This is a genomic window from Serratia sp. CY31944 (assembly GCF_052169175.1).
Lineage (GTDB): Bacteria > Pseudomonadota > Gammaproteobacteria > Enterobacterales > Enterobacteriaceae > Serratia > Serratia sarumanii.
The window spans coordinates 179929-202804 of record NZ_JBJNLG010000004.1 but is presented as its reverse complement, the minus strand read 5'-3'; the positions used below and the strand labels follow the sequence as shown (position 1 = coordinate 202804).

Sequence of the window (22876 nt, the reverse complement as noted above, 5' to 3'; positions counted from 1 at the left end):
TGAAAGCGAAAAGCGCGGTGAGGGATATTCCTTTGATAATGAAAGAAATTCAACACCGCTTTTGGTTATGACTCATAGCGATTAATGATTTAATTTATTCCACTGCCTCATTGCATATTGAACGCGATAAAACACTAATCAGGGATATCGACGTGAAATATTCATTTAATGGCAGTAAATTGGCTGGTTTAATCCTCCTGGCTTTTAACGCGACGGCAGCTCAGGCGGCCGAGGTGCCGGCGGGCGCTAAACTGGCGGAGGTGCAAGAGCTGGTGCGTGCCAACGGGTATGAGCCGGCGACGCTGGATCCGAACCTGGCCGAGAGCAATGTGGAGTTCTACATCTTTAACGATCTGTTCGAAGGGCTGCTGCGCGTCGGTAAAGACGGCGAAGCGGTCCCGGCGCTGGCGCAGAAGTGGGAGCATCAGGGCAACGTCTGGACTTTCCATCTGCGGCCGCAGGCCAAATGGTCGAACGGCGATCCGGTGACCGCCGACGATTTTGTCTACAGCTGGCGGCGCCTCACCGATCCGAAAACCGCGTCGCCGTACGGCAGCTATCTGGCTTCGGCCTACGTGCTGAATGCCGCGGCGATCAACGCCGGCAGCAAGCCGCCGAGCGAGCTGGGCGTCAAGGCGCTGGACGCGCACACCCTGCAGGTGACGCTGTCGGAGCCCAACTCCTACCTGCTCAAGCAACTGGTGCATTTTCCGGTCTTGCCGGTTAACCGCAAGGTGGTGGAGCGGTACGGCAAGAACTGGACTCAACCGGCGCATTTTGTCGGCAACGGCGCATTTCGCCTCAGCCAGTGGGTGGTGAACGAAAAGGTGGTGGTGGAGCGCAATCCGCAGTATTGGGACAACGCCAACACCGTGCTCAACAAGGTGACGTTCTTGCCGATACAGGGGTTCCCGGAAGTGGCGCGTTTTCGCGCCGGTGAGGTTGAGTTGGGGTATACCACGCCGCCGGAGCTGTATCAGCAGCTGAAAAAAACGCTCGGCGAGCAACAGCTGGTGACCTATCCGCTGCTCTCCACCAGTTACTTCGCCTTCAACAATCGCCAGGCGCCGTTTAACGACCTGCGGGTGCGCCAGGCGCTGAATCTTGCGCTCGACAAAGAGATTATCGCCGGCAAGGTGCTGGGATACGGCCAACAGCCGGCCTGGACCTTTACCCCAACGGGGGCGGGTGGCTATAGCCTGCAGCCCGGCGCTGCGGCCGGCTGGACGCCGGAACAGCGGCACGCCCAGGCGAAGCAGTTGCTGGCGCAGGCCGGTTTCAACGCCGAGAATCCGCTGCGCTTTACCGTGCTGTACAGCAACGACGCCACCATCAAGAAGATCGTCATCGCCGCCGCCGCCATGTGGAAAAAGAACCTTGGGGTAGAAGCCCGCTTGCAAAGCCAGGAGCGTAAAGTGACGCTGGATAATATCAACCGCGGGCAGTACGGCGTGGCCTTTACCCGCTGGCTGGCGGACTATAACGATCCGTCTACTTTTCTGAACGTGTTCCGTTCCGACAGCAGCGAGAACAGCGCCAAATACCGCAACCCGGACTATGACCGCATTCTGCATCAGGCAACGGCGGCGCAGACGCCGCAGCAGGTGCAGCGCTACTTCCAGCAGGCCGAGGCGGTGCTGGCCGCCGATACGCCGGTGGCGCCGGTGTACTACGAGGCCAACGCCACGCTCATTAAACCCTACGTGAAGGGGATCGACTTTACCCGCCAGGGCGCCTTGTACGATAAAAACGTCTACCTTCTCGAACACTGAGAAATATAAAAGCGGCTGATTTATATCAGCCGCTTTTATAGATTCGTGTTTAATAACATTATCCTAAATACTCCATAAACGACGGGCAATCTTTTCTTCCCGCCGGATAAAACACCGCCTATACTGCGCCGGTAGTTTATATGCAGTATCTCGTTTGGCGAGGCTCCTATACAAACACAGGTTACTGATCTGACGACATCGAGAGATGCCCAAGGTTAAGACAGGCTTTATCGGATTAAGGTTCAGCCCAAAGTAACTTCCGAGCAACAATTCGGATACGTTGTATAGTGCTAAAACCTGGACGCGGAGATAGGCAGTCTGCACTCCCCCTCTGTGGTTACGCCCCTATGCGATTCGCTGTTGAAGTTCAAAACAGAAATAGGGACTGACAAAATGATAAAGTCACATCAACACTATTCTTCTCCGGCGCTGAGCGCGACTGAAACTCTCGACGAGACATCGGTCGCCGGCTATATGAACGCCGATTTTATTACCGTTCCCGCGACGATGACGGTCAATCATGCCCGGGAATATTTACTTTCACAGCTTAAAACGGACGAAATTCCCACCCGGGTATTTATTACCGCGGACGATTATCATCTGCGCGGCACGCTGTCGGTGAAAAAACTGCTGCAGTGCGACGAGCAGGATAAAGCGGTCGGCGTGATGATGGATCACAGCTATTTTCAGGTTTCACCCGACGACGATCGTAACGACGTGGCGCATCTGCTCGGCAAGGGCGGCCTGGACGTGGTGCCGGTCGTGGCGAACAACACGCTGGTCGGCGTGCTGGGGGAGCGAGAGATCGCCCGGTTGGTCGAGGCTGAAAACACCGAAGACGCGCAGCGCCAGGGCGCGAGCCTGCCGCTGGACAAGCCTTATCTGGAGACCAGCCCGTGGGCGCTGTGGCGCAAACGCTCGGTGTGGTTGCTGATGCTGTTCGTCGCCGAGGCTTACACCGGCAACGTGCTCAAGGCGTTTGAAGAGCAACTCGAAGCGGCGATCGCGCTGGCGTTCTTTATCCCGCTGCTGATCGGCACCGGCGGCAACAGCGGCACCCAGATCACCTCGACGCTGGTGCGCGCCATGGCGCTGGGCGAGGTCAGCCTGCGCAATCTTGGCGCGGTGATCCGCAAAGAGGTCACGACCTCGCTGCTGATCGCCGTCACCATCGGCCTGGCGGCCTGGGTGCGCGCCTGGATCATGGGCGTCGGCATGGAGGTGACGCTGGTGGTCAGCCTGTCGCTGGTGGCGATCACCGTGTGGAGCGCGATTGTCTCGTCGATCATTCCGATGCTGTTGAAACGGCTCGGCATCGATCCGGCGGTGGTGTCGGCGCCGTTTATCGCCACCTTTATCGACGGCACCGGCCTGATTATTTATTTCAAAATTGCCCAGTACGTTTTGGGGATTTAAACGGTTCCCGCTCTAAAAAGGGCGGGAGTGTGACAAAAAAGAGGAGGGCGTTAAAAAATATGGATACCGACCAACCCCGATATTTAACGCGAGGGGCTTTTATCGATAACATTTAACCTGAGGAAAAAACAATGGGAAACATGACTATTTTTATGGGATTCCTGGCAATGATCAGCTCACTGGGCCTGTTGGCGGCCTATATGAGCACCAAATGGGATGATTGATGAACGCAAAAGATCCGCCTAGATGCATCCTCCCCGTAACCGTTATTTATTATGGGGAGGATTTTTAGCGGCGCGCCGAACGCGCGGCCTGATACGGGAGTTGATAATAATGACGATTCTTATTCTGGGATTGCTCTACGCCATTTTAATGATCTCGGTGGGCGTTAATGAGATTTATTTTTATTCCACCGGGAAATCCAATTTTCTTACTAGCCTCATGCTGACATTCTCTGGCAGTATGCTGCTGATCGCCGTTGTCTGGCAATTATCCTCTAAAATAAAAAAATAAATCACCGTCCGAATGTGAGCAGCATAATGCAGAATGAAAAACAGGCCGTGGCCAGAAACTCGATGATCGCCAGCGGGTTACTGGCCACGGGCAAATTTGTCGCCGGCATTTTTACCGGCAGTATTGGCCTGATATCCGAAGGGATCCACTCTTTCACCGATTTTATCGCCACCAGCATCACCTGGCTGGCGGTGCGCATCAGCGATAAGCCCGCCGATGACGATCACCACTTCGGCCACGGCAAGGTGGAAAACCTGGCGGCGCTGTTCGAGGTGCTGCTGTTGCTGGGTGCCGCCGGTTGGATTGTCTATGAGGCCGGCAGCAGCCTGCTCGGGCAGCCGCATGAGATCGTCGCCGCGCCGGTGGTGATCGCGGTGCTGTTGATTTCCATCTGCGTCGATTTCTTCCGCGTGCGGGCGCTCAACCGCGTCGCCAAAGCGACCGACAGCGCGGCGCTGGAAGCGGATGCGCTGCATTTCTTCTCCGACATGCTTTCGTCCGGCGTGGTGCTGCTGGGCATGGTGTTTGTGCTGCTGGGCTTTGGCCGCGCGGACGCCATCGCCGCGCTGATCGTCGCCGGCTTTATCTTTGTCGCCGCGATCAAACTGGGTAAACGCTCCTTCGATTCACTGATGGATGCCGCGCCGGCCGGGGCTACTGAGGCTATCCGCGCCACGCTGGCAAGTTTTCCGGCGGTGCTGGCCTGCGACAGCGTGCGCATTCGCAATGCCGGCGCGGTGCTGTTCGTCGAGATCACGGTGGCGGTGTGCCGCACCTTGCCGCTGGAGCGCATCGACGCGCTGAAGCGAGAGATCGTCGAGCGACTGCGGGAGCACTATGCCAGGGCGGAATTCACCGTCATCGCGGTGCCGCAGACCCGCAGCGATGAAGACATGGCGACGCGCATTCGGGCGATCGCCGCCAACCACGGCGCGCAGGTACAGAATGTGACCTTGCAGCAGCTGCCGACGCGCATGGCGATCGGCATGGATTTGGCGGTGCCGGCCAACGCCAGCGTGGCGCAGGCGCATGACATCGCCACGGAGATAGAAGGGATCCTGCGCCAGGCGATCGGTGAGGACACCGGGATAGAGACGCACCTGGAGCCGCAGACGCCGCACTGGCTGACCAGCGAGGATGTCGATGCGACGGAGCTGGCCGATATTCGGCGGATCCTGCAGTCGGCGCTGGAGCAGGGAAAGAGCGTGCAAGACGTACACAACGTGCGTGCACGCAAGAGCGACGGCGGCATCATTGTCAACTTCCACTGCCGGGTGTCGCCGGCGGTCACCATCGCCGCCGCGCACGATGCGGTCGATCGGGTCGAGCGCCGGTTGCGCGCGCTTTATCCGGCCATCACGCGCGCGATAGGGCACGTCGAGCCGATCAAGCCCGGCATATGAATCAGCTCGGCCAACTGCGGGTAGAGCGCCGTGTTGGCCAGCAGCAGCGGGTTGCCGCGCCGCAGCCCGTCGTTGTGCATAAAGTCATTCGCCACGCCGCCGGCTTCGCGCGTCAGCACCCACCCAGGCAGGCTGTCCCAGGCGTTCATGTGCGGTTCGTAATAGCCCAGCAGGCGCCCGGCGGCCACCTGGGCGGTCATCAACGCGCCGGAGCCGCTGCGCACGAACATCCCTCCCGCCTGCAGCAGGCGACAGAGAAAGCCGCTGAATTCCGCCGCCGAGGCGCGCGGGGAAATCCCGACGCCCATCACGCCATCCGCGACGCTGCGCCCGGCATGCACAGCGATCGGCTCCCCGTTGAGAAAGGCGCCGCCGCCGCGACAGGCGCGGAACATCTCGCGGTGGTTGGGATCGTAGACCACGCCGATCGTCGGCTCGCCGTCGATCACCACGCCTATCGCGATACACCAGGTATGCAATCCGTTCAGGAAGCAGGCGGTGCCGTCAATCGGATCGACAACCCAAATGCAGGCGGCATTCTCGCCGGCGCTGCCGCTTTCCTCGCCGAGAAACCCGTCCTGGGGAAAACGGCGGCTGATCATGCGGCGGATTAGCGCTTCGACGCGGCGATCGGCCTCGCTGACCACGTCCTGCAGCCCCTGTTTGAAGTCGACAGCCAGGCTTTGCCGCCGTTGATAAAAGCTGAAGGCGAGATCGGCGGCGGCGCGGGCGATCTCACGCGCGAAGCGGTAGCGCGCCTCGATGTCCCGTGGGGAAAGTGAAGTCATGGCGGCAATGTTCCGAACAAAGTTTAGCTGCAGGGTGCCATAGTCAGATGACAATACGGTGTTGATTCCTGCTTGATTTCAGGTTTGATTTAATTTATTTACTTTACTGTAAAGTAATTTGCGTCATTAGATGCATCATCAAAGCATCCGTAAGCGAGATAATCAGAGGAGTCAGGCATGCTAGCGCATTTTTTTGTCTTTCGACCGGTATTTGCGGCCGTGCTGGCCATCTGCATTATGGCGGCGGGCGCACTGGCGCTCTGGACATTGCCGGTTGAGCAATATCCCGACATCGCCCCACCTGGCGTCACGGTGACCGCCAATTACCCCGGCGCTTCGGCCAAAACGGTAGAGGACAGCGTAACTCAGATTATCGAACAGCAAATTAAAGGGATCGATGGCCTGTTGTATTTCTCATCAACCAGCAGTTCGGCGGGTCAGGCTCGCATCAGCCTTAGCTTCGAACAACAAACCGACCCGGACATTGCTCAGGTTCAAGTGCAAAATGCGGTCAATCAGGCAACGTCGCGATTGCCGCAAGAAGTGCAGCAGCAAGGGATCACGGTGACAAAATCGCAGGGCGATAGCCTAATGGTAGTCGCCCTGTACGACACGCAAGGCCGCATGGACAGCGTTGATATCAATGATTTTCTGGTCAGTTCGCTGCAAGATCCGCTGAGCCGGGTGGATGGCGTCGGGGAGACGACGGTATTTGGCGCTCAATATGCGATGCGCGTTTGGCTCAATCCGATCAAGTTGAGCGGTTATGGCCTGATGCCATCTGACGTGCAAGCCGCGATAGAAGCGCAAAATGCCCAGGTCACCAGCGGTGAGATCGGCGCATTGCCTACGATGGATGGCCAGGCGCTGAACGCGACCGTGACCACGCAATCGCGGCTGGAAACGCCGGAGCAGTTTGAGAATATTATTCTGCGCACCAATACCGACGGTTCGGCGGTGTATTTGCGCGATGTTGCGCGCGTGGAGATCGGTGCGGAAAACTATCAAAACCAAACGCGCCTCAACGGGTACCCAGCGGCCGGCATATCGATTCAACTGGCTTCCGGCGCCAATGCGCTGGAGGTTGCTGAACGGGTGCGGGCTGAAGTGGAGCGCATGGCGCCGCAGTTTCCGCCGGGGCTGCAGGTGGCTTATCCGCGTGACAGCACGCCGTTCGTACTGGTGTCCATTGAAGGCGTCGTGCAAACCTTGTTGGAAGCGATCGCGCTAGTGATTGTGGTGATGTATCTGTTTTTGCAAAATTGGCGCGCCACATTGATCCCCGCCATTACGGTACCCGTAGTGCTGCTCGGCACTTTCGGCATTTTGGCGCTGTTGGGTTACAGCGTAAACACCTTGACACTGTTCGCCATGGTGCTCGCGATCGGCCTGTTGGTGGATGACGCGATAGTGGTGGTTGAGAACGTTGAGCGCGTGATGGAGGAAGCGCAATTGCCGCCGCGCGAGGCGACGTTGCATTCGATGCGGGAGATCAATGGTGCGCTGATCGGCATCGCGCTGGTACTTTCGGCGGTATTTGTTCCGATGGCATTTTTCGGCGGTTCAACCGGCATAATCTACCGACAGTTTTCCATCACGCTCGTCGCTGCGATGGTGCTGTCGGTGTTGGTGGCGTTGACCTTGACGCCGGCATTGTGCGCCGGTTTGCTAAAACCGTCGGTGCAGCGGCCGCGCAGCCGTTTTTTTCGCGGCTTTAACCGCCTGGTGGAATACGGACAGCGGCGTTATGGGTTGGGATTGAACCATGTGATGGCGCGCAAAGGGCGTTTTTGCATGTTGGCGCTGCTGCTGGTCGGTTTCATGACCTGGCAATATCTGCGGATGCCTACCGGTTTTCTCCCAGTCGAGGATCAGGGCTCGGTAATGGTCCAGTTTTCTCTGCCGCCAGGCGCCCCGATGGCCAGAACTCAACAGACTGCTGACGCTATCGCCGACTATTTCATGACCGCCGAGCGGGACAACCTGAATGTGATCTTCATGGTTGTCGGGCGCAATAACGCCGGCAGTGGTCAGAATGTCGGCATGGCGTTTGCCGAACTTAAACATTGGTCGCTGCGCAGCGGTAATGAGAATAACGCGCTGGCGATTATTAGCCGCGCCAATCGCCATTTCAAAAGCTATCGCGACGCGCAGATCAATGTGTTGTCGCCGCCGGCGGTGCGCGGATTGGGGCAGTCCAGTGGATTTGAACTGTGGTTACAGGATCAAAACGGCGTTGGGCATGACGCACTGCAAGCTGCGCAGAGGCAAGTGATCGCCGCCGCTGCCGAAGATCCGTTGTTAACGGCGGTACGCATCAATGGCCTCGAAGATAAAGCACAATTGCAGGTCGATATCGATCAGCAAAAGGCCAGCGCACAAGGGCTGCAGCAGGCTGACATCACCAACACGCTTTCTGCCGCCTGGGGGGGCGCTTATATTAACGATTTTATCGATCGCGGCCGCGTAAAGCGGGTCTACATGCAGGGGGACGCGGCCTGGCGATCGGCGCCGGATGATATCGATAATTGGTTCGTACGTGGTGAAAGCGGCAGCATGGCGTCCTTTGCCAGCTTCGCGACTACGCGTTGGCTCTCAGGGCCACAAATGCTGCAGCGCTTTAACGGGCTGTCGGCCACACAGTTACAGGGGACGGCAGCCGAGGGCGAAAGCTCCGGCACCGCGATGGCGCGTATGCAGAGCATCATCGGCGGTGTAGACGGCTACCGCCTTGAGTGGAGCGGGCTCTCATATCAGGAGCAATTGGCCGCCGGGCAAACATTGCTGGTGTATCTGGCTTCGGTGTTGTTCATTTTCCTCTGCCTGGCCGCGCTGTACGAGAGTTGGTCTATCCCATTGTCCGTGATGCTGATCATTCCCCTCGGGATTATCGGAGCCGTTGTCGCCGCGCGCCTTGCGGGGTATGAAAACGATATTTACTTCCAGGTGGGAATGTTGACGACGATTGGCCTGTCGGCGAAAAACGCTATCCTGATCGTCGAGTTTGTTGAAACGCGGCTCAAAGCGGGATCCGCTTTGTTGCAGGCGACCCTGGAAGGGGCGCGACTGCGTCTGCGGCCCATCGTGATGACCTCATTGGCGTTTGTCGCGGGTGTGATCCCCCTGGCGCTTTCTGTCGGTGCCGGGGCCGCCAGCCGGCGCGAAATCGGGATTGCGGTGATCGGCGGCATGATTTCTGGCACACTGCTGACATTATTGTTCGTACCGTTGTTTTTTGTTCTGACCAAACAAGGGTTGGCACGACTTAAGGCGCGAAAATGAGCCTCTGGGCTGGAGAGAGAGCATGATCAACCGCCAACCGGGACGGCCGATGAAGGCCAGGCCACGGATACTGGAAACCGCCTGCATTCTGTTTTTGCAGCAGGGCTTGGATATCTCGTTGGACGAGATAGCCAACGAGGCGGGAACCACCCGTCAAACCTTATATAATCACTTCCCGAGCAAAGACGCCCTGGTGCTGGAGACGTTCAACCATCTTATCGAGAAGATGCAGCCGCCGATCGCCGCCATTTTGGCTCAGGAGAGTATGGATTTACCGCAGGTGCTGGCGCGTTTCGCTTCGGTGGTGCAGGCGCATTTTTTCAGCGTTGATAACGTGCATTTTCAGCGGCTGATGGTGCAACTGCTGTTGCAGAAACCTGAGTTGTACGCCACGTTGCGTGAACGCAATGCCGGAAGGGTGCTGCAGGCATTTGTGAAAATGTTGGAACAGGCGCGGCAACATGGGCAAGTCCAATTTGCTGATGCGCAGCCTCAGGCTATGGCATTTCTGGGCGCGGTGATGGGGTATCCGTTGCCGGCGGCTCTGTTATCCGACCAGTGGCCGACGCCGGAACAGTTGCAACAGATGGCCGAAGCGGCTATCACCGCGTTTCTTTTAGCCTGGCGATATTCGCCGCCTGCCATTACCGAATAACGAAAGAGAACGTGATCCTGGCGCTTTGCTGCATACGCAGGGCCACGGCCGGTATCGCCGCCCGCGCGGATTATCCTGGCTGGCCGACAGTGACCAGCAATCGGGATGCCGTGCGAACCAAGGGAAAGCGACGAGCGGCTTTCCATCAATACATCAATAAACAGGCCGCCGTTCGGCGGCCTGTGGGGTTAGCCCAGATTCAACCGGGCGGTGATGTCGGCAATCTCGCGGCGCCAGCGCGCCTGCAGCGCCGGTTTCTGGTGCTTGGGCTTGCGCGCCAGGTCGTCCTCCAGTTTGCTTTCGAGGGCCAACAGCGCGGCCAACAGCGCTTCTTCGTCTTCCAGTCGCTCGTGCGGCGTCGGGCCGTCTACGTTGGCCTTGCCCGCCGTCGGCAGCGCCGGCGTTTCGCCCGCCAGGCGCTGATACACCGGCGCCAGATCGTGCCACTCCTCCAGCTTTTGCTGGTCGATCAGCCAAAAGCGGTTGCAGCTTTGTTCGATCAGCATCCGGTCATGGGTGACCAACATGACGGCGCCGGCGAACTGGCGCAGCGTTTCCGCCAACTCTTCTTTGCCCGCCATATCCAGGTGGTTGGTGGGCTCGTCCAGCAGCAGCAGCGAATGGTTGGCCAGCGTCAGGCCGACGAACAGCAGCCGCGAACGCTCGCCGCCGCTCAGCGAACGGATCTGCTGATGATGGCGCAGGTAAGGGAAACCGGCGCCGATCAGCGCCATTTTCCGCTGTTCCTCGGTCAGCGGCGCAAACTGCGCCAGCGCTTCGCTCAGCGTGTCTTCATCGCGCAGCTGTTGCAGGCTCTGATCGTAATAGCCGATGCGCACGCGCGGGTGGAAGATCGCCAGGCGTTCCGTGGGCTGCTGATACGCCTGCCACAGCAAGCGCAGCAGCGACGATTTACCGCAGCCGTTGCGTCCGACGATGGCGATGCGATCGCCGCTTTTCACCCGCAGATGTGCCAGGCTGAACAGCACCGGCGCCTCCGGCGCCGGGCGCACGGCCCATTGCGGCAGCGCCAGCAGGCGATCGGCGTCCAGCGCCTCTCCCTGCAGTCGCAGCCGCCACGGGCTGCCGGCGGTCAGGGTGGTCTGTTCTTCCTTCAACCGATCGACGCGCTTTTCCATTTGCTTGGCTTTGCGCGCCAGATCTTCGTTGTCATAGACCTTGCCCCAGGTCGCCAGACGTTTGGCGCTTTTTTCCACCCGGTCTATCTCTTTTTGCTCGGCCCGACGGCGGTGCTCGTCCGCAGCGTCCTGTTCTGCCAGCGCCTGACGCGCGGCGGAGCAGGGCAAGCGGAAAAACTGCAGCGTTTTGTCGCGCAGGATCCAGGTACAGTTGGTCACCTGATCGAGCAGATAGCGATCGTGCGACACCAGCACGAAGCTGCCGTTCCAGCTGCGCAAGAACTGCTCCAGCCACAGCAGCGTGGGCAGATCCAGGTGGTTGCTGGGCTCGTCGAGCAGCAGCAGATCGGGCTGACGGATCAGCGCGCGCGCCAGCAGCAGGCGGGTGTGCTGGCCGCCGCTGAGGGTGCCGGCGGTCAACGTCCAGCTCGCCGGTTCAAACCCCAGCTCGGCGAGCAGCGCTTCACAGCGCCAGCGTTCGCTGAGGTGTTGGCTCGCCGGAAGCCGCGCCAGCACCGCATCCAGCAGAGTGCTGGCGTGCAGCTCGGGCGGCAGGTGTTGTTCGATGCGCGCCATCAGGCACTGTTGTGACAATGTCACCGTTCCGCTGTGGATGGGCAGGGCGCCGCTGAGCAGTTGCAGCAAGGTGCTTTTGCCGCAGCCGTTGTCGCCGATCAAACCGATGCGATCGCCTTTTTTCAGGGTGAAGGAAATCTCGCTCAGCAGGACGCCGAACGCGTTGTCGTAACCGACAGATTGTGCAGACAGTAGTGTGCTCATTGCTTACTCAAGAGTTACAGGCATGACAATGCCTATCGTCAAACATCGCTGACGACAACCCGGTAAGCCGGAGGGAAGATCCTGGATTTTAGTAAGCTTCGCTCAAGCTGGGTTATCGCAGCACGATACCGGTAATGCTTGAGCGGCGACGATTACCAAAGAAGTGTGAGTGAAAAAACAATTCACACGTCAGCATAGTAAGTCTCCTTTTATTGGTTGCAGGTTAATCGGTGGCTGGAGTATAGAGCGCCTTGTGCCGTATCGCCAGTGTAAAAGCGCCTGAATAATCAGCAGGCTAAGGAGGGCGCGCGCGCGTGGCACACAATGGGAATAATTACTGTATTTCGGCCGACATTAAGCAGCTATTATAATTAGCGTTTATGGTTAAGCGACGGTTCATCCGCCGCCTGTTCGTCTGTCTATCAGATAATGATGCTGAGCACTGAATTTATGTTAAAGCCTCGCCCGTTCCTGCTGTTGTTGTTATTGCTGTTTGGTTTGCAACTGACGCCGTTCGGCGCCGTCGCCGCCGCCCAGGATGATCCCGCCGCCGAAAGCGCGCCCGATCCCGCTACGCAGCTGAAAGCCGCGCAAAAGCAGTTGGACAGCATGAAGCAGCTGGTTTCCAAAGCGACCACCGATAACCAGCTCAGCAAACTGCGGCTGGCGACCGACGATCTGGTCGCCAGCATGGAAAAGCTCGCCACCGATCTGCAGCCCGAGCAGGACAAACTGAAAGCGCAGCTGGACGTCCTGGGGCCGGCCCCGGCGGCTGGCGCGCTGCCTGAAACCCCGGCGGTGGCCCAGCAGCGCAACGCGCTGAACAACAGCAAGAAACAGCTGGACGATGCGGTAAAACGCGCTCAGGCCATCAAGACCAGCGCCTTCGAGCTGGGGCAACAGATCGGCGATCTGCGCCGGGTGGCGTTTAAAACCCAGCTGGCGCTGAATACCGGCAGCATTCTGGGCATCAAATTCTGGGCGCCGGTGCTGCAGCCGTCCGAAAATGACGTGCAGCGGCTGGATCAGTTCAACGCCGAGATGAAAGCGGCCTGGGATGCCAGTTGGCAGGACGAGTGGCGTTACGGCACGCTGGCGTTGTTGGCGCTGGCGGTGATTGTCTGGTCCTGGGGGCGCTATTTCTCCGAGCGTTTCCTCGCCTGGATCAGCATCCGTTTCCTGCCGGACGGGCGTCTGCGCCGCAGCTTTATGGCGCTCGTCACCGTGGTGGTGACGGTGATCACCACCTCTATCGCGCTGAACCTGTTGTATTACGTCTTTGTTCGCGTGCAGCCGCTGCCGGTGATGCTGGAGGACTTCGCCGAAGGCTTTAACCGTCTGGGGATTTTCTGCGCGCTGATCGCCGGGCTGGGGCGTGCGGCGCTGTCGCTGAATCGCCCATCGTGGCGCTTGGCTTCCATGGATAACGAGGTGGCCGCCGGGCTGCGTTACTTCTCGCCGCTGCTGGCCGGCCTGGCGTTGGCGTTCGGCACCGTGGAGCTGATCAACAACGTCGTCAGCGCCTCATTGGCCACCACCATCTTCGGCAACGGCCTGGTGGCGGGTCTGATCGGCATGGTGCTGCTGGCGGCGCCACTGCGCGGCCAGCGCATTCGGCGCCGGCTGGAACAGCAGGGCGCGCACCTGGAAAAACGCACGCTGGTCAGCGGGCTGGTGCACCTCGTCACCCTGGTCTGTTCGGTGGTGATCCTGTTTTCCCTGCTTATCGGCTACATCGCCTTCGCCCGCTTCCTGACCTACCAACTGATCTGGGTGGTGCTGGTGCTGATGGCGTTCTATTTTATGGTGCTGTTCGCCACCGATTTGTGCGCCGCGCTGTTTTCGCCGCAGACCGTCAGCGGCAAGATGCTGAAAAAAACGCTCAGCTTCAAGGATCGCCATTTGGAGCAGATGGCGATCATCACCACGGCGCTGGCCAAATGTTCGCTGTTGCTGTTGATGATTGTCTCGCTGTTCAACGGCTCGTTCGGCAGCACCACGCCGGGCTCGCTGATGGAGAAAATCGTCTCCATCCTGACCGGTGAAGGCTTGCAGCGTTTCAACATCGTGCCCGGCAACCTGCTCAACGCCGTGATCTGCCTGGCGATCGGCATCTATATTCTGCGCGCGGTGCGGCGCTGGCTGGGATCTGAACTGCTGCCGAAAACCATCTCGGACGTCGGCATCCGCGCCTCGCTGGTGACGCTGTTCAGCAATATCGGCTATGTGCTGGTGATACTGATCACCCTGGCGGCGCTGGGCATCCAGTGGAGCAACCTGGCGTGGATCGTCAGCGCCCTGTCGGTCGGCATCGGTTTCGGTTTGCAGGAGATCGTGAAGAACTTTATTTCCGGCCTGATCCTGCTGACCGAGCGCCCGGTGAAGGTGGGGGATATGATCGGCATCGGCGGCGTGGAAGGCGACGTGCGGCGCATCAACGTGCGCGCCACCGAAATCCAGCTCAGTGACCGCTCCACCATGATCGTACCGAACTCGCAGCTGATCTCACAGAACGTGCGCAACGCCACCATGGGCAACGCGCAAGGGGTGGTGACCATCGCGCTGACGTTCCCGACCGACATTGATCCGGAGCAGGTGCGCAATATTCTGCTTAACGCTTACCACGAATACGAAAACATCCTGGAAACGCCGGCGCCTTACGTGCGCTTCAGCCAGCTGGGGCCGGACGGCATTATCCTGAGCGTGACCGGCTATGTGCCGAGCCCGCGCATGGTCGGCGCGACCAAGAGCGAACTGCTGTTCAACATCCTCAAGCTGCTGCGCGCGCAGCGTGTCAGCCTGTCCAGCCCGCAGGAAGTGGTGTTTATGAAGCAGCAGGCGACGCGATATCAGGCCGACGAAGAGGAACACTCCTCCTAGCTCAGCCCTGAGGCGGCGGGCCGTTAAGCGACGGCCCGCCGAATGCGGCTAATACATCGACGGCTCCACCGATTGCGAACAGTCGCTGTTGGCGCTGGATTTGGTGCAGGTATAAGGCTCATTCGGCGAGGCCGAAGGCGCATTCGACGGGCCGCCACCGCCGCCGATGCACCCGCTCAGCATCAGCATCAAAAACACGAGAGTAATCTTCTTCATCTCACCGTCCTCCATTGCGATTCCTCCCTTAAGTATATGTCGGGAAAGCGAACGGCACCGCTCGGCGGTGCGATCTATACAGCGGTATCGGTAGTGTCCTGATATCTCCTGATGACTTACGTGATACAGCAGACCATAAGTCCGCGGGTGGAGTCACGCACAAGACGGATCACTTTGGTATACAACGGTTGTACCGTTCAGCAATATATGTGTAAATCTGCACATTCGGCTCCTGGCTGTCTCTCTGCTATCGCTCCGTGATTGTCCATTAATGCACCTAAGCGCCGCGCAGGGTAGTACGCCATACTGGTGGAAAACGTTATGCGACCAGTAAAAAGTTGGGCAATAGCGCCGAGAAGCCGATCGCCGTTGGTCTAAATACTCGGGACATCGCCGATCCGTAATGTCTTCTGAACAAGCTGGAGGATTGCAGGAGTCTGATGAAGAACGCCTATGAAAAAAACATCGAGCCAAAACCCGACCTGACAATGGGTTTTTTGCTGATGAAGCAATTTACGCTGGCTTCGGTTGCCGGCCTGGTGGAATCTCTGCGCTTTGCGGCGGATGAATCCTTCTCCAGCCGGCAGATTTTTTGCCAGTGGGAGTGGATGACCTGCGACGATCGGCCGGTCACTGCCAGCTGCGGTTTGCCGGTATCACCGACTGCGAAGCTCGATTTTTCCAGAGACTGGGACTATTTCGTGGTCGCTGGCGGATTGCTCGAAGAGACTCGCAACCCGCCAGAATGGTTGTTACAGGCGCTGCGGGATCTGCACGCCCGCAATATTCCGATCATTACGCTGTGCAGCGGTGCGTTCGTTGCCGGTAACGCCGGGCTGCTGGATGATCATCACTGCGCGATCCACTTCACTACCCGCGACGAGTTTCGGCTTCGTTTTCCAAAAGCCATTCCGGTAATCGACAAAACCTATATTAAAGACGGCGGGATTATCTCCTGTCCGGGCGGCATGGCAATTGACCTGGCGGCCGATCTGATCCGTCAGCATTGCGGCCTGGTACGCTCGCAGAAGGTACTGAAATACTTACTGATGGACGCACCGCAACCTGCCGGAAAGGCGAAGCAGAAAGCCCCGCTTAATGCGCCGGATGTGTATGAGAACGAACGGGTCAGTAAGGTAATTGAATTTATGAAACAGCACCTTGATTCACCGATCCCGCTCGCCGACGTGGCGGATTTTGCGGGGGTGACCTTTCGTCAGCTCAATCTGATATTCACCAAATGCACTGGCCACTCAGCAGCCGTTTACTGGCGCAGTATGCGGTTGGAGCAGGCGCGGAAGCTGATGGCCGATTCAAGTAACAGTATTAACGAAATTGCCACCGCGACCGGATTTTCGGACGCGTCGCATCTCATTTCGTGGTTTCGTAAGCAATACGGTGAGACACCGAGTTCGTTCCGCAAGCGACGCAGGGAAGTGGAAAAGTTGGTGAAGGAGTAAATAGGGCTGCAGTTATGCAGCCCTGGTGAATCAAAGAGAGTGTCGTTTCGGCATGACCCCCTGCATTGAAACCTTGTTACGCGGAGGTTCCTCCTCTAATGAGGAGGCGTCTTCCAGACTGCGTGCATTGGTTTCCGGTGCCATAAACCACGACACTATCAGACCAAAGAAGGTGATCGCTGCAGCGATATACATCGTCGGACCAATCCCAATATTCTGCAGCGAAAGCGGCACCAGCCAGGTGCCCACCGCCGCGCCGATGCGCGACAGCGACGTCCCTACGCCTACGGCACCGGCGCGAATTTCAGTCGGGAAGATCTCATTGGGATAGACCAACTGCAGCACCTGCGCCCCTCCGATGAACAACGCGTACAGACCGAACATCAGCAGGATCACCGCAGACGGACCATCACGCAGAAAGCCTAGCAGCAACAGCGCAAGGCCTGACCACAGGAAACTGTGCAGCAGCAGCTTACGGCGTCCCAGGACATTAATCAGGCGAGTCGCGATGACGCAGCCCACCACGAACAGCAGGGTAATGGCAACGGATCCATAGGATGCCCAGTTGCCCCTGAGGTGCAGCGCATCCAGCACCTTAGGGGCAAAGGCATAGACGGCAAATACCGGAATGACGGAGCAGGTCCAGAAAATCGCCACAAACGCCATGCGCTTGCCGTAACCGGAATGGAGCAGGTTGGCAAAAGAAAGGTTTTTGCTTTCAGCCTGTACCGGTAAGTTATCCAGACCAAACTCAGGGCCGTAAACGCGGCGGATGATCGCTTCTGCCTCGGCATGGCGGCCTTTACTTAACAGCCAGCGCGGGGATTCAGGGGTGCCCAGACGCACGATGAACAGCAGAGCGCCAATGACGGCCGTACTCGCCAGCGTCAGGCGCCAGGCGTCAGGCCCACCAAAATTAAGAATGGCTTCGCCGGCCAGGTACGCCACGGCTGCGCCTGCGAACCAGAGGATGGTCAGCGTCGCGAGGCAGGGGCCGCGGTTTTTCTTCGGCAGAAACTCCACCAGGAAAGCGGTCGCGACCGGGTATTCAATCCCGACGGCAACGCCATTCATAAAGCGCAGCGCAAACAGCACTTCACCGCTTTGCACCCAGTATTGCGCCAGAGAGCAGACGACAAACAGCGTCGGCCCAACGAAATAGAGTACGCGGCGGCCAAGACGGTCAGTCAGCGCACCGCCGATAAAACCACCGAAGAAGATACCGATCAGCGCCGAGGCGGCAATCAATCCTTCCCAGAATGCGCTCAGACCGAGGGCAGGTGAGACTTTCATCATGGCGATGCCGATAATACTGAGCACGTAGCCATCGACAAAGGATCCACCTCCCGAACGCACGGTCAGCAACCGGTGAAAGCGGTTAAGGGGAACGTCTTCTACAGAAATGGTATTTGACATGGTAACTCCTGTCTTTCCCCGATGTCGTCGGATTAACGGCCTGCAACGGGTACACGAAGCCATTGCCGCTAATCCGACGATCGCGGTTTAAATGTAGGTCAGGTAATATTGTTAAATCGAACGTAATGAATATTTTTTCTGCTAATTTTGGTCGTTCATTATAAATACTCCTCCGGTGCAGGATGGTCGGGTAAGATGTTTTTTATTATTAGGGTCTTACTTACTTTCTTTTATTACAGGTAAGGCTTTCGGCGCAGAACTGCGGGTAGACCACCAGCAGAGCAGCGAGCCCAGGCTCACCATGGCAGTGCCTTGCCAGAACGCGATGTTCAGGTGTGACTTCAACATAACCGCAGCCAGTACCGCCGAGATAATCGGGATAAAGTACGAAGCGGCCGCCAGCACTGTCACATTGCCGTGTAGAATGCCGACGTTCCAGGCGGCATAACCAAACCCCATGGCGATGGCGGCCAGCAATAAACTTATCCATGTATGCCAGGAGAGAATAAATTCTGGTTGCGGGGAAGTGAGGTATTTCCCCCATAACGTCAGTGCGGTCAAAATAAAGAACAGGGTAATGCCGTTATTGCCATTGGCGATGATTTTGGTGACCACGCAATATATTGCCCAAATAATGGCGCCACTAAATGCCAGGCCATAACTGAGCGGATTTTCCATTACGTTATGGGTCATCTCAGTGAAAGAGAAACCCTGTTCGCCTCCTAATACCCGGCAAATTCCGGCGACGGCTAAAATGACGCCCGGAATAATCAGCGGGCTGGTCTTTTGTCGGTTCACGATAACCGACAGTAATATGGTCATACTCGGCCAGAGATAGTTCACCATCCCGACCTCAATGGCCTGACGGCCGGAATGGGTGAAGCCCAGCGACAGCGACAGACAGAGTTCATAACAGACAAACAGGATGCTGCCGAGGATCAGATAGCTCGGTGGAAACAGCCGCAATTTCGGGAAGCCAACGGTGAATAACAGCAGGACTGCGCTACAGGTGTAGATCAGCGCCGCACCGCCCACCGGGCCAAAACCTTCGCTCACGCTTTTAATCAACCCAACGATTGCGCTCCACAGCAGGATGGCTATCAGTCCGATGAGCGTCGCTTTTTTCTGGGGCATACCCTGTACCTCTATTTACATTTCCATCACAACCGAACCGGCTTGCTGTTAAATTCTGGTTAAATCCAGACTTAAAGCTATGCCTCCGTATTGGTGCTGTAAATATGTCTCTGGAGGCAAAAATTCCGGAATGTGATCGTTATCTGAAATCATGTATAAAATTACTACATCAAAGTTTAACTTTTAATTTATTGATTATTAATGATTAAAAATAACATCGGTGTAGGATTTTACTACTCATTGGTATTTACTTTGTATTTTCAATGTATACAAAAAATATTCATTCATTGACCCCTTTCACATCTGTGTGCAAATTCTTAACAAACGCAGCCTCGAGCTGCTGAACAGACCATCGCGGTCGTGAATCCCCCCCTGGAGGTTATCGTGTTGACATTTGAAGGTATCTACACCCCGGCAATTACCCCTTACGCGGCCGATGGCAGTATTGATTTCGCCCGCTTTGCGGATGTGCTGGAATCCCTGATTGAAGCTCGAGTTCACGGCATCATCATTGGCGGTTCAACCGGCGAATACTATGCCCAGAGCGCCGAAGAGCGTAAGGCGCTGGCCGAGCATGCGCGTCAAGTCATTGGCAACCGTTTGCCGCTGATTGTTGGAACCGGGGCAATCCGTACCGAAGATGCGGTGGACTACGCGAAGCATGCCCGCGAGATTAAAGCCGACGCTATTCTGGTGACCTCGCCGCCGTACGCGCTGCCTACAGAGCAGGAAAATGCCCATCACGCGCTAACAGTGGATAAAGCCGCGCAGCTGCCGATCATGCTCTACAACTACCCAGGCCGTATGGGGATCACCATGGGTGAAACCTACTTCCGCGAGGTAAGCCGCTCGTCCAACGTGGTCGCCATTAAAGAAAGCTCGGGCGATTTCAATAACCTGCATTTGCTGGCCTGTAAATTTCCGAACATTGCGCTCTCCTGCGGCTGGGACGATCAGGCGCTGGAGTTCTTTGCTTGGGGAGCACGCAGCTGGGTGTGCGCCGGTTCTAACTTTATTCCGTGTGAACACGTGGTGCTGTATGAGGCTTGCGTAGTGGAAAAGGACTTCGCGAAAGGCCGCAAAATTATGGCCGCCATGATGCCGCTGATGAACTTCCTCGACGGCGGAAAGTTTGTGCAGTCCATCCGCTATGGCTGCGAGTTGAACGGTCTGACCTCGGGCCAGGTGCGTGCGCCGCTGCAAAGTCTGGACGAAGAAGAGAAAGCACAGCTGAAAGTGGTGATTGCCGGGGTGAAACGCAACGTGGCTGCGGCTACGGCGGCGTAAGGGGGCGAAATGAAACAGCTTCAGACACTCAACGATGTAACGCGCTTGGCGCATGAACTTACGCTTCCGGACAAGGCGTTTATCAATGGCCGTTTCGCCCCGGCGCGTTCCGGTAAAACCTTGACGACGTACAACCCGGCGACCGGTGAAGCCATCGTAAATCTTGCTGCCTGCGATGAATCCGACGTTAACGCGGCGGTGAGCACGGCTCGCACAGCCTTTGAGGCCGGAAGCTGGAGCAAATTGGCTCCGGGCGAACGCAAGGCGGTGCTGCTAAAACTGGCGGCGCTGATGGAACAGCAGCTCGCCTCGCTGGCTGTGCTGGAAAGCCTCGACAGCGGTAAGCCGGTCAGCGAGTGTCTGGCGGTGGACGTACCGGAGACTATCCATGTGCTGAAGTGGCATGCGGAAGCCATCGACAAGCTTTACGACCACACGGCGCCGGTAGGCAATAATGCGATGGCGCTGATAGTGCGTGAACCGATTGGCGTGGTGGGCTGCGTTCTGCCGTGGAATTTCCCGCTGCTGATGCTCGCCTGGAAAATTGGCCCGGCATTGGCGGCAGGGTGTTCGGTGGTGGTGAAACCGGCTGAACAAACGTCTCTGACGTCGCTGCGCGTGGCTGAACTGGCGTTTGAAGCGGGCGTTCCTGCGGGGGTATTGAATATTGTGACCGGTACCGGAAAAGAAGTCGGCGAGCCGATTGGTTTGCATCCGGATATTGATATGGTGAGCTTTACCGGCTCCACCGCCACCGGACGTCGCTTCCTGCACTATGCGGCGGAATCCAATCTCAAAAAGGTCGTGCTGGAGTGCGGCGGCAAAAACCCGGCGCTGGTGTTTAACGATGCCGACGATATCGCTGCGGTTGCCGAACATGTGCTTAACGGTGCGTTCTGGAACATGGGCGAGAACTGCTCCGCGACCTCGCGCCTGCTGGTGCAGGAAGATGTGAAGGAAGCGCTGTTGGCGGAGATGGCGAAGCAAATCGGTAACTGGACGATGGGTAACCCGTTCGATCCGCGCAATCGGCTGGGTGCGATGATCTCTCCTGAGCACTTTAGTAAGGTGAGCCGCTATCTTGATATCGCGCGCCAGGAAGGGTTACCTATTCTGCACGGAGGTAACACGAAGCAGGGGGCTTACGTGCAGCCGACCATCATCGATGGCGTGACGCCGGAAAGCGCGCTGTTCCGGGAGGAGATCTTCGGCCCGGTGCTGTGCGTCACCACGTTTAAAACCGAAGGCGAGGCCATCGCGCTGGCCAACGACACCCCATACGGCCTGGCGGCGTCGGTTTATACCGGCAAGCTTAATCGCGCCATCCGCGTTTCTCGCGCTATTCGCGCCGGAACAGTGACCGTGAACTGCTTCGGAGAGGGGGACGCAACCACGCCGTTTGGCGGCTACAGGCAGTCCGGTTTTGGCGGTCGCGATAAATCAGTGTTTGCGCTTGACCAGTACACCGAGCTGAAGACCATCTGGGTTGATGTTGCTGAAGACGACGCCTGAAGCCGTGCTTCGCGGCCTGGAAGACAGAATCCATTTCTATTTCTGTCTTCTGGTGGCGGTGGGGCTGTCGAAGAAGCTGGGACGCATTACCTCCAACCGGCAAAAAAATGCCTTTATTATTAAATGGCTAAAGAATGCTCGGGAGATGGGATCTTTCCATCAGCGCGCCGACAGTGAAATTGTCTGGCTGCGTGGGGAGATCCTGCGTCATTCGCCCGATCGGGACCCGGAACCGGTTCTGATGCTGATTTACCGGACAGCCAGTAAAATGCACAGAACGTGATCGCCGTTGCGGATAAATTTTGCCGTAGCTTACCTTTATCTGTAGGTTAAGCAGCATCATAGTTAAGCATCACGGGTCGATTTTCAGGAGGCGGTAATGAGAACGGGTAAGACAGCGCTGTACGAGGATCTCAAGCGGCTTATCTTAACGATGGAACTCGACCCGGATGAGCTGCTGGATGAAGCCAGTCTGACCGCTCAGTACGGCCTGTCACGGACACCGGTGCGCGAAGTGTTTCAGCGCCTGGCAGGTGAAGGGTATCTCGAGATCGTTGAAAAGCGGGGCGTACGCGTGATTCCCATGAGCCATGCCACGCTGCGCAACTTTTTCCTGGTGGCACCGATGATCTATGCGGCCACCGGGCGCCTTGCAGCTCAGCACTACAAACCCGCGCAGTTGAAGGCGCTAAAAGAAACTCAAAAGCGCTTTCGCAAAGCGGTTCAGAGCCATGATGTCGAAGCGTTGGCTCTGGAGAACAACCGCTTTCACGAGATCATGGGGGAAATGGCGGCTAACCCCTATTTGCAACCGAGCCTCGGACGCTTGCTGATCGATCATTGTCGTATCGGTCACACCTTTTTCCGTCCACGTAATGATGACATGGAGCGGCGTTTACAACTGGCTGCCGATCATCACGATGCGTTTATCGTCGCACTGGAAGCGCACGATGAGCAGGCGGTAGTGGATCTGGTGTTCGAACACTGGGAACTCTCCCGGGAAAACATGGAGATCTTTATTGCGCCGCAGGGACTCAAGGCCGATGAGCGCATCCAGTCACCTGAATAACCCCACCTGATGGCGTGCTCCCAGGCATTCGCTTGGGGGCTACTTTCAAATCGTAACACGCCCTGAGCGTTACTCGCTCGGGGCTTTTCTACGTCTAAATTAACCTGGATTTAACTATTTTTATACTTGTTATATACATGAGATATTCATCACG

The 22876-nt window shown here is 57.5% G+C and carries 18 protein-coding genes and 1 riboswitch; of the genes, 13 read left to right on the top strand and 5 right to left on the bottom strand.

What is annotated here, in order from left to right:
* Window positions 1-152 precede the first annotated feature (152 nt).
* From ACJ8IN_RS06465 to ACJ8IN_RS06445, 5 genes are all read left to right on the top strand, one after another.
* On the top strand, window positions 153-1772 hold the full coding sequence (locus ACJ8IN_RS06465) for an ABC transporter substrate-binding protein (RefSeq protein ID WP_308325745.1): 1620 nt from the start codon (window positions 153-155) through the stop codon (window positions 1770-1772).
* Window positions 1773-1914: 142 nt separating this feature from the next.
* Window positions 1915-2088, top strand: a riboswitch (M-box (ykoK) riboswitch).
* A 77-nt stretch (window positions 2089-2165) separates the two neighbouring features.
* Window positions 2166-3188 (top strand): magnesium transporter, encoded by a 1023-nt coding sequence (locus ACJ8IN_RS06460; RefSeq protein ID WP_033653108.1) that lies wholly within the window; start codon window positions 2166-2168, stop codon window positions 3186-3188.
* A gap of 131 nt (window positions 3189-3319) precedes the next feature.
* The gene (mgtS, locus tag ACJ8IN_RS06455; RefSeq protein WP_004938109.1) at window positions 3320-3412 is read left to right on the top strand and encodes a protein MgtS; all 93 of its coding nucleotides are present in this window, start codon (window positions 3320-3322) and stop codon (window positions 3410-3412) included.
* Between the two features lie 109 nt (window positions 3413-3521).
* Window positions 3522-3701 carry a hypothetical protein gene (locus tag ACJ8IN_RS06450; RefSeq protein ID WP_033634607.1) on the top strand — a complete coding sequence of 60 codons (180 nt, stop codon included), beginning with the start codon at window positions 3522-3524 and terminating at the stop codon, window positions 3699-3701.
* A gap of 26 nt (window positions 3702-3727) precedes the next feature.
* Window positions 3728-5104 carry a cation diffusion facilitator family transporter gene (locus ACJ8IN_RS06445; protein ID WP_308325743.1) on the top strand — a complete coding sequence of 459 codons (1377 nt, stop codon included), beginning with the start codon at window positions 3728-3730 and terminating at the stop codon, window positions 5102-5104.
* On the opposite strand, the gene ACJ8IN_RS06440 is transcribed toward ACJ8IN_RS06445, so the two are convergent.
* Window positions 5047-5892 (bottom strand): inositol monophosphatase family protein, encoded by an 846-nt coding sequence (locus tag ACJ8IN_RS06440; protein ID WP_060420841.1) that lies wholly within the window; start codon window positions 5890-5892, stop codon window positions 5047-5049. The two genes, ACJ8IN_RS06445 and ACJ8IN_RS06440, sit on opposite strands and share 58 nt — an antisense overlap.
* Before the next feature lie 177 nt (window positions 5893-6069).
* Between ACJ8IN_RS06440 and ACJ8IN_RS06435 the strand changes: the two genes are divergently transcribed.
* A complete protein-coding gene (locus ACJ8IN_RS06435; RefSeq protein WP_060420838.1) occupies window positions 6070-9174 on the top strand; it encodes an efflux RND transporter permease subunit in 3105 nt (1034 codons plus the stop codon).
* Between the two features lie 22 nt (window positions 9175-9196).
* Window positions 9197-9829 carry a TetR/AcrR family transcriptional regulator gene (locus ACJ8IN_RS06430; protein WP_047567372.1) on the top strand — a complete coding sequence of 211 codons (633 nt, stop codon included), beginning with the start codon at window positions 9197-9199 and terminating at the stop codon, window positions 9827-9829.
* Between the two features lie 188 nt (window positions 9830-10017).
* On the opposite strand, the gene ACJ8IN_RS06425 is transcribed toward ACJ8IN_RS06430, so the two are convergent.
* Window positions 10018-11748, bottom strand: coding sequence for an ABC-F family ATP-binding cassette domain-containing protein (locus ACJ8IN_RS06425; protein ID WP_060428226.1), 1731 nt, complete (start codon window positions 11746-11748; stop codon window positions 10018-10020).
* Window positions 11749-12198: 450 nt separating this feature from the next.
* On the opposite strand from ACJ8IN_RS06425, the gene ACJ8IN_RS06420 reads away from it, so the two are divergent.
* A complete protein-coding gene (locus ACJ8IN_RS06420) occupies window positions 12199-14628 on the top strand; it encodes a DUF3772 domain-containing protein (protein ID WP_308325742.1) in 2430 nt (809 codons plus the stop codon).
* Between the two features lie 48 nt (window positions 14629-14676).
* Here ACJ8IN_RS06420 and ACJ8IN_RS06415 read toward each other — a convergent pair whose 3' ends face one another.
* Entirely contained in the window at window positions 14677-14844 is a 168-nt protein-coding gene (locus ACJ8IN_RS06415) for a hypothetical protein (protein ID WP_223307152.1), read from the bottom strand.
* Between the two features lie 440 nt (window positions 14845-15284).
* Between ACJ8IN_RS06415 and ACJ8IN_RS06410 the strand changes: the two genes are divergently transcribed.
* The gene (locus tag ACJ8IN_RS06410; RefSeq protein WP_060428228.1) at window positions 15285-16304 is read left to right on the top strand and encodes a GlxA family transcriptional regulator; all 1020 of its coding nucleotides are present in this window, start codon (window positions 15285-15287) and stop codon (window positions 16302-16304) included.
* A 30-nt stretch (window positions 16305-16334) separates the two neighbouring features.
* Here the strand turns inward: ACJ8IN_RS06410 and ACJ8IN_RS06405 are convergent, their stop codons facing one another.
* Window positions 16335-17720 carry an MFS transporter gene (locus ACJ8IN_RS06405; RefSeq protein ID WP_039566025.1) on the bottom strand — a complete coding sequence of 462 codons (1386 nt, stop codon included), beginning with the start codon at window positions 17718-17720 and terminating at the stop codon, window positions 16335-16337.
* A 216-nt stretch (window positions 17721-17936) separates the two neighbouring features.
* Window positions 17937-18854 carry an aromatic amino acid DMT transporter YddG gene (gene yddG / locus ACJ8IN_RS06400; RefSeq protein ID WP_033648380.1) on the bottom strand — a complete coding sequence of 306 codons (918 nt, stop codon included), beginning with the start codon at window positions 18852-18854 and terminating at the stop codon, window positions 17937-17939.
* Between the two features lie 384 nt (window positions 18855-19238).
* Between yddG and ACJ8IN_RS06395 the strand changes: the two genes are divergently transcribed.
* From ACJ8IN_RS06395 to ACJ8IN_RS06380, 4 genes are all read left to right on the top strand, one after another.
* A complete protein-coding gene (locus tag ACJ8IN_RS06395) occupies window positions 19239-20141 on the top strand; it encodes a dihydrodipicolinate synthase family protein (protein WP_154610415.1) in 903 nt (300 codons plus the stop codon).
* A gap of 9 nt (window positions 20142-20150) precedes the next feature.
* The gene (locus ACJ8IN_RS06390) at window positions 20151-21653 is read left to right on the top strand and encodes an aldehyde dehydrogenase (protein WP_049233238.1); all 1503 of its coding nucleotides are present in this window, start codon (window positions 20151-20153) and stop codon (window positions 21651-21653) included.
* Complete coding sequence (locus tag ACJ8IN_RS06385; protein ID WP_049233240.1) at window positions 21631-21936, top strand: hypothetical protein; 306 nt, start codon at window positions 21631-21633, stop codon at window positions 21934-21936. The genes ACJ8IN_RS06390 and ACJ8IN_RS06385 overlap by 23 nt, the downstream gene beginning before the upstream one ends.
* Before the next feature lie 96 nt (window positions 21937-22032).
* Window positions 22033-22722 carry a GntR family transcriptional regulator gene (locus ACJ8IN_RS06380; protein WP_033648377.1) on the top strand — a complete coding sequence of 230 codons (690 nt, stop codon included), beginning with the start codon at window positions 22033-22035 and terminating at the stop codon, window positions 22720-22722.
* Window positions 22723-22876: the final 154 nt, after the last annotated feature.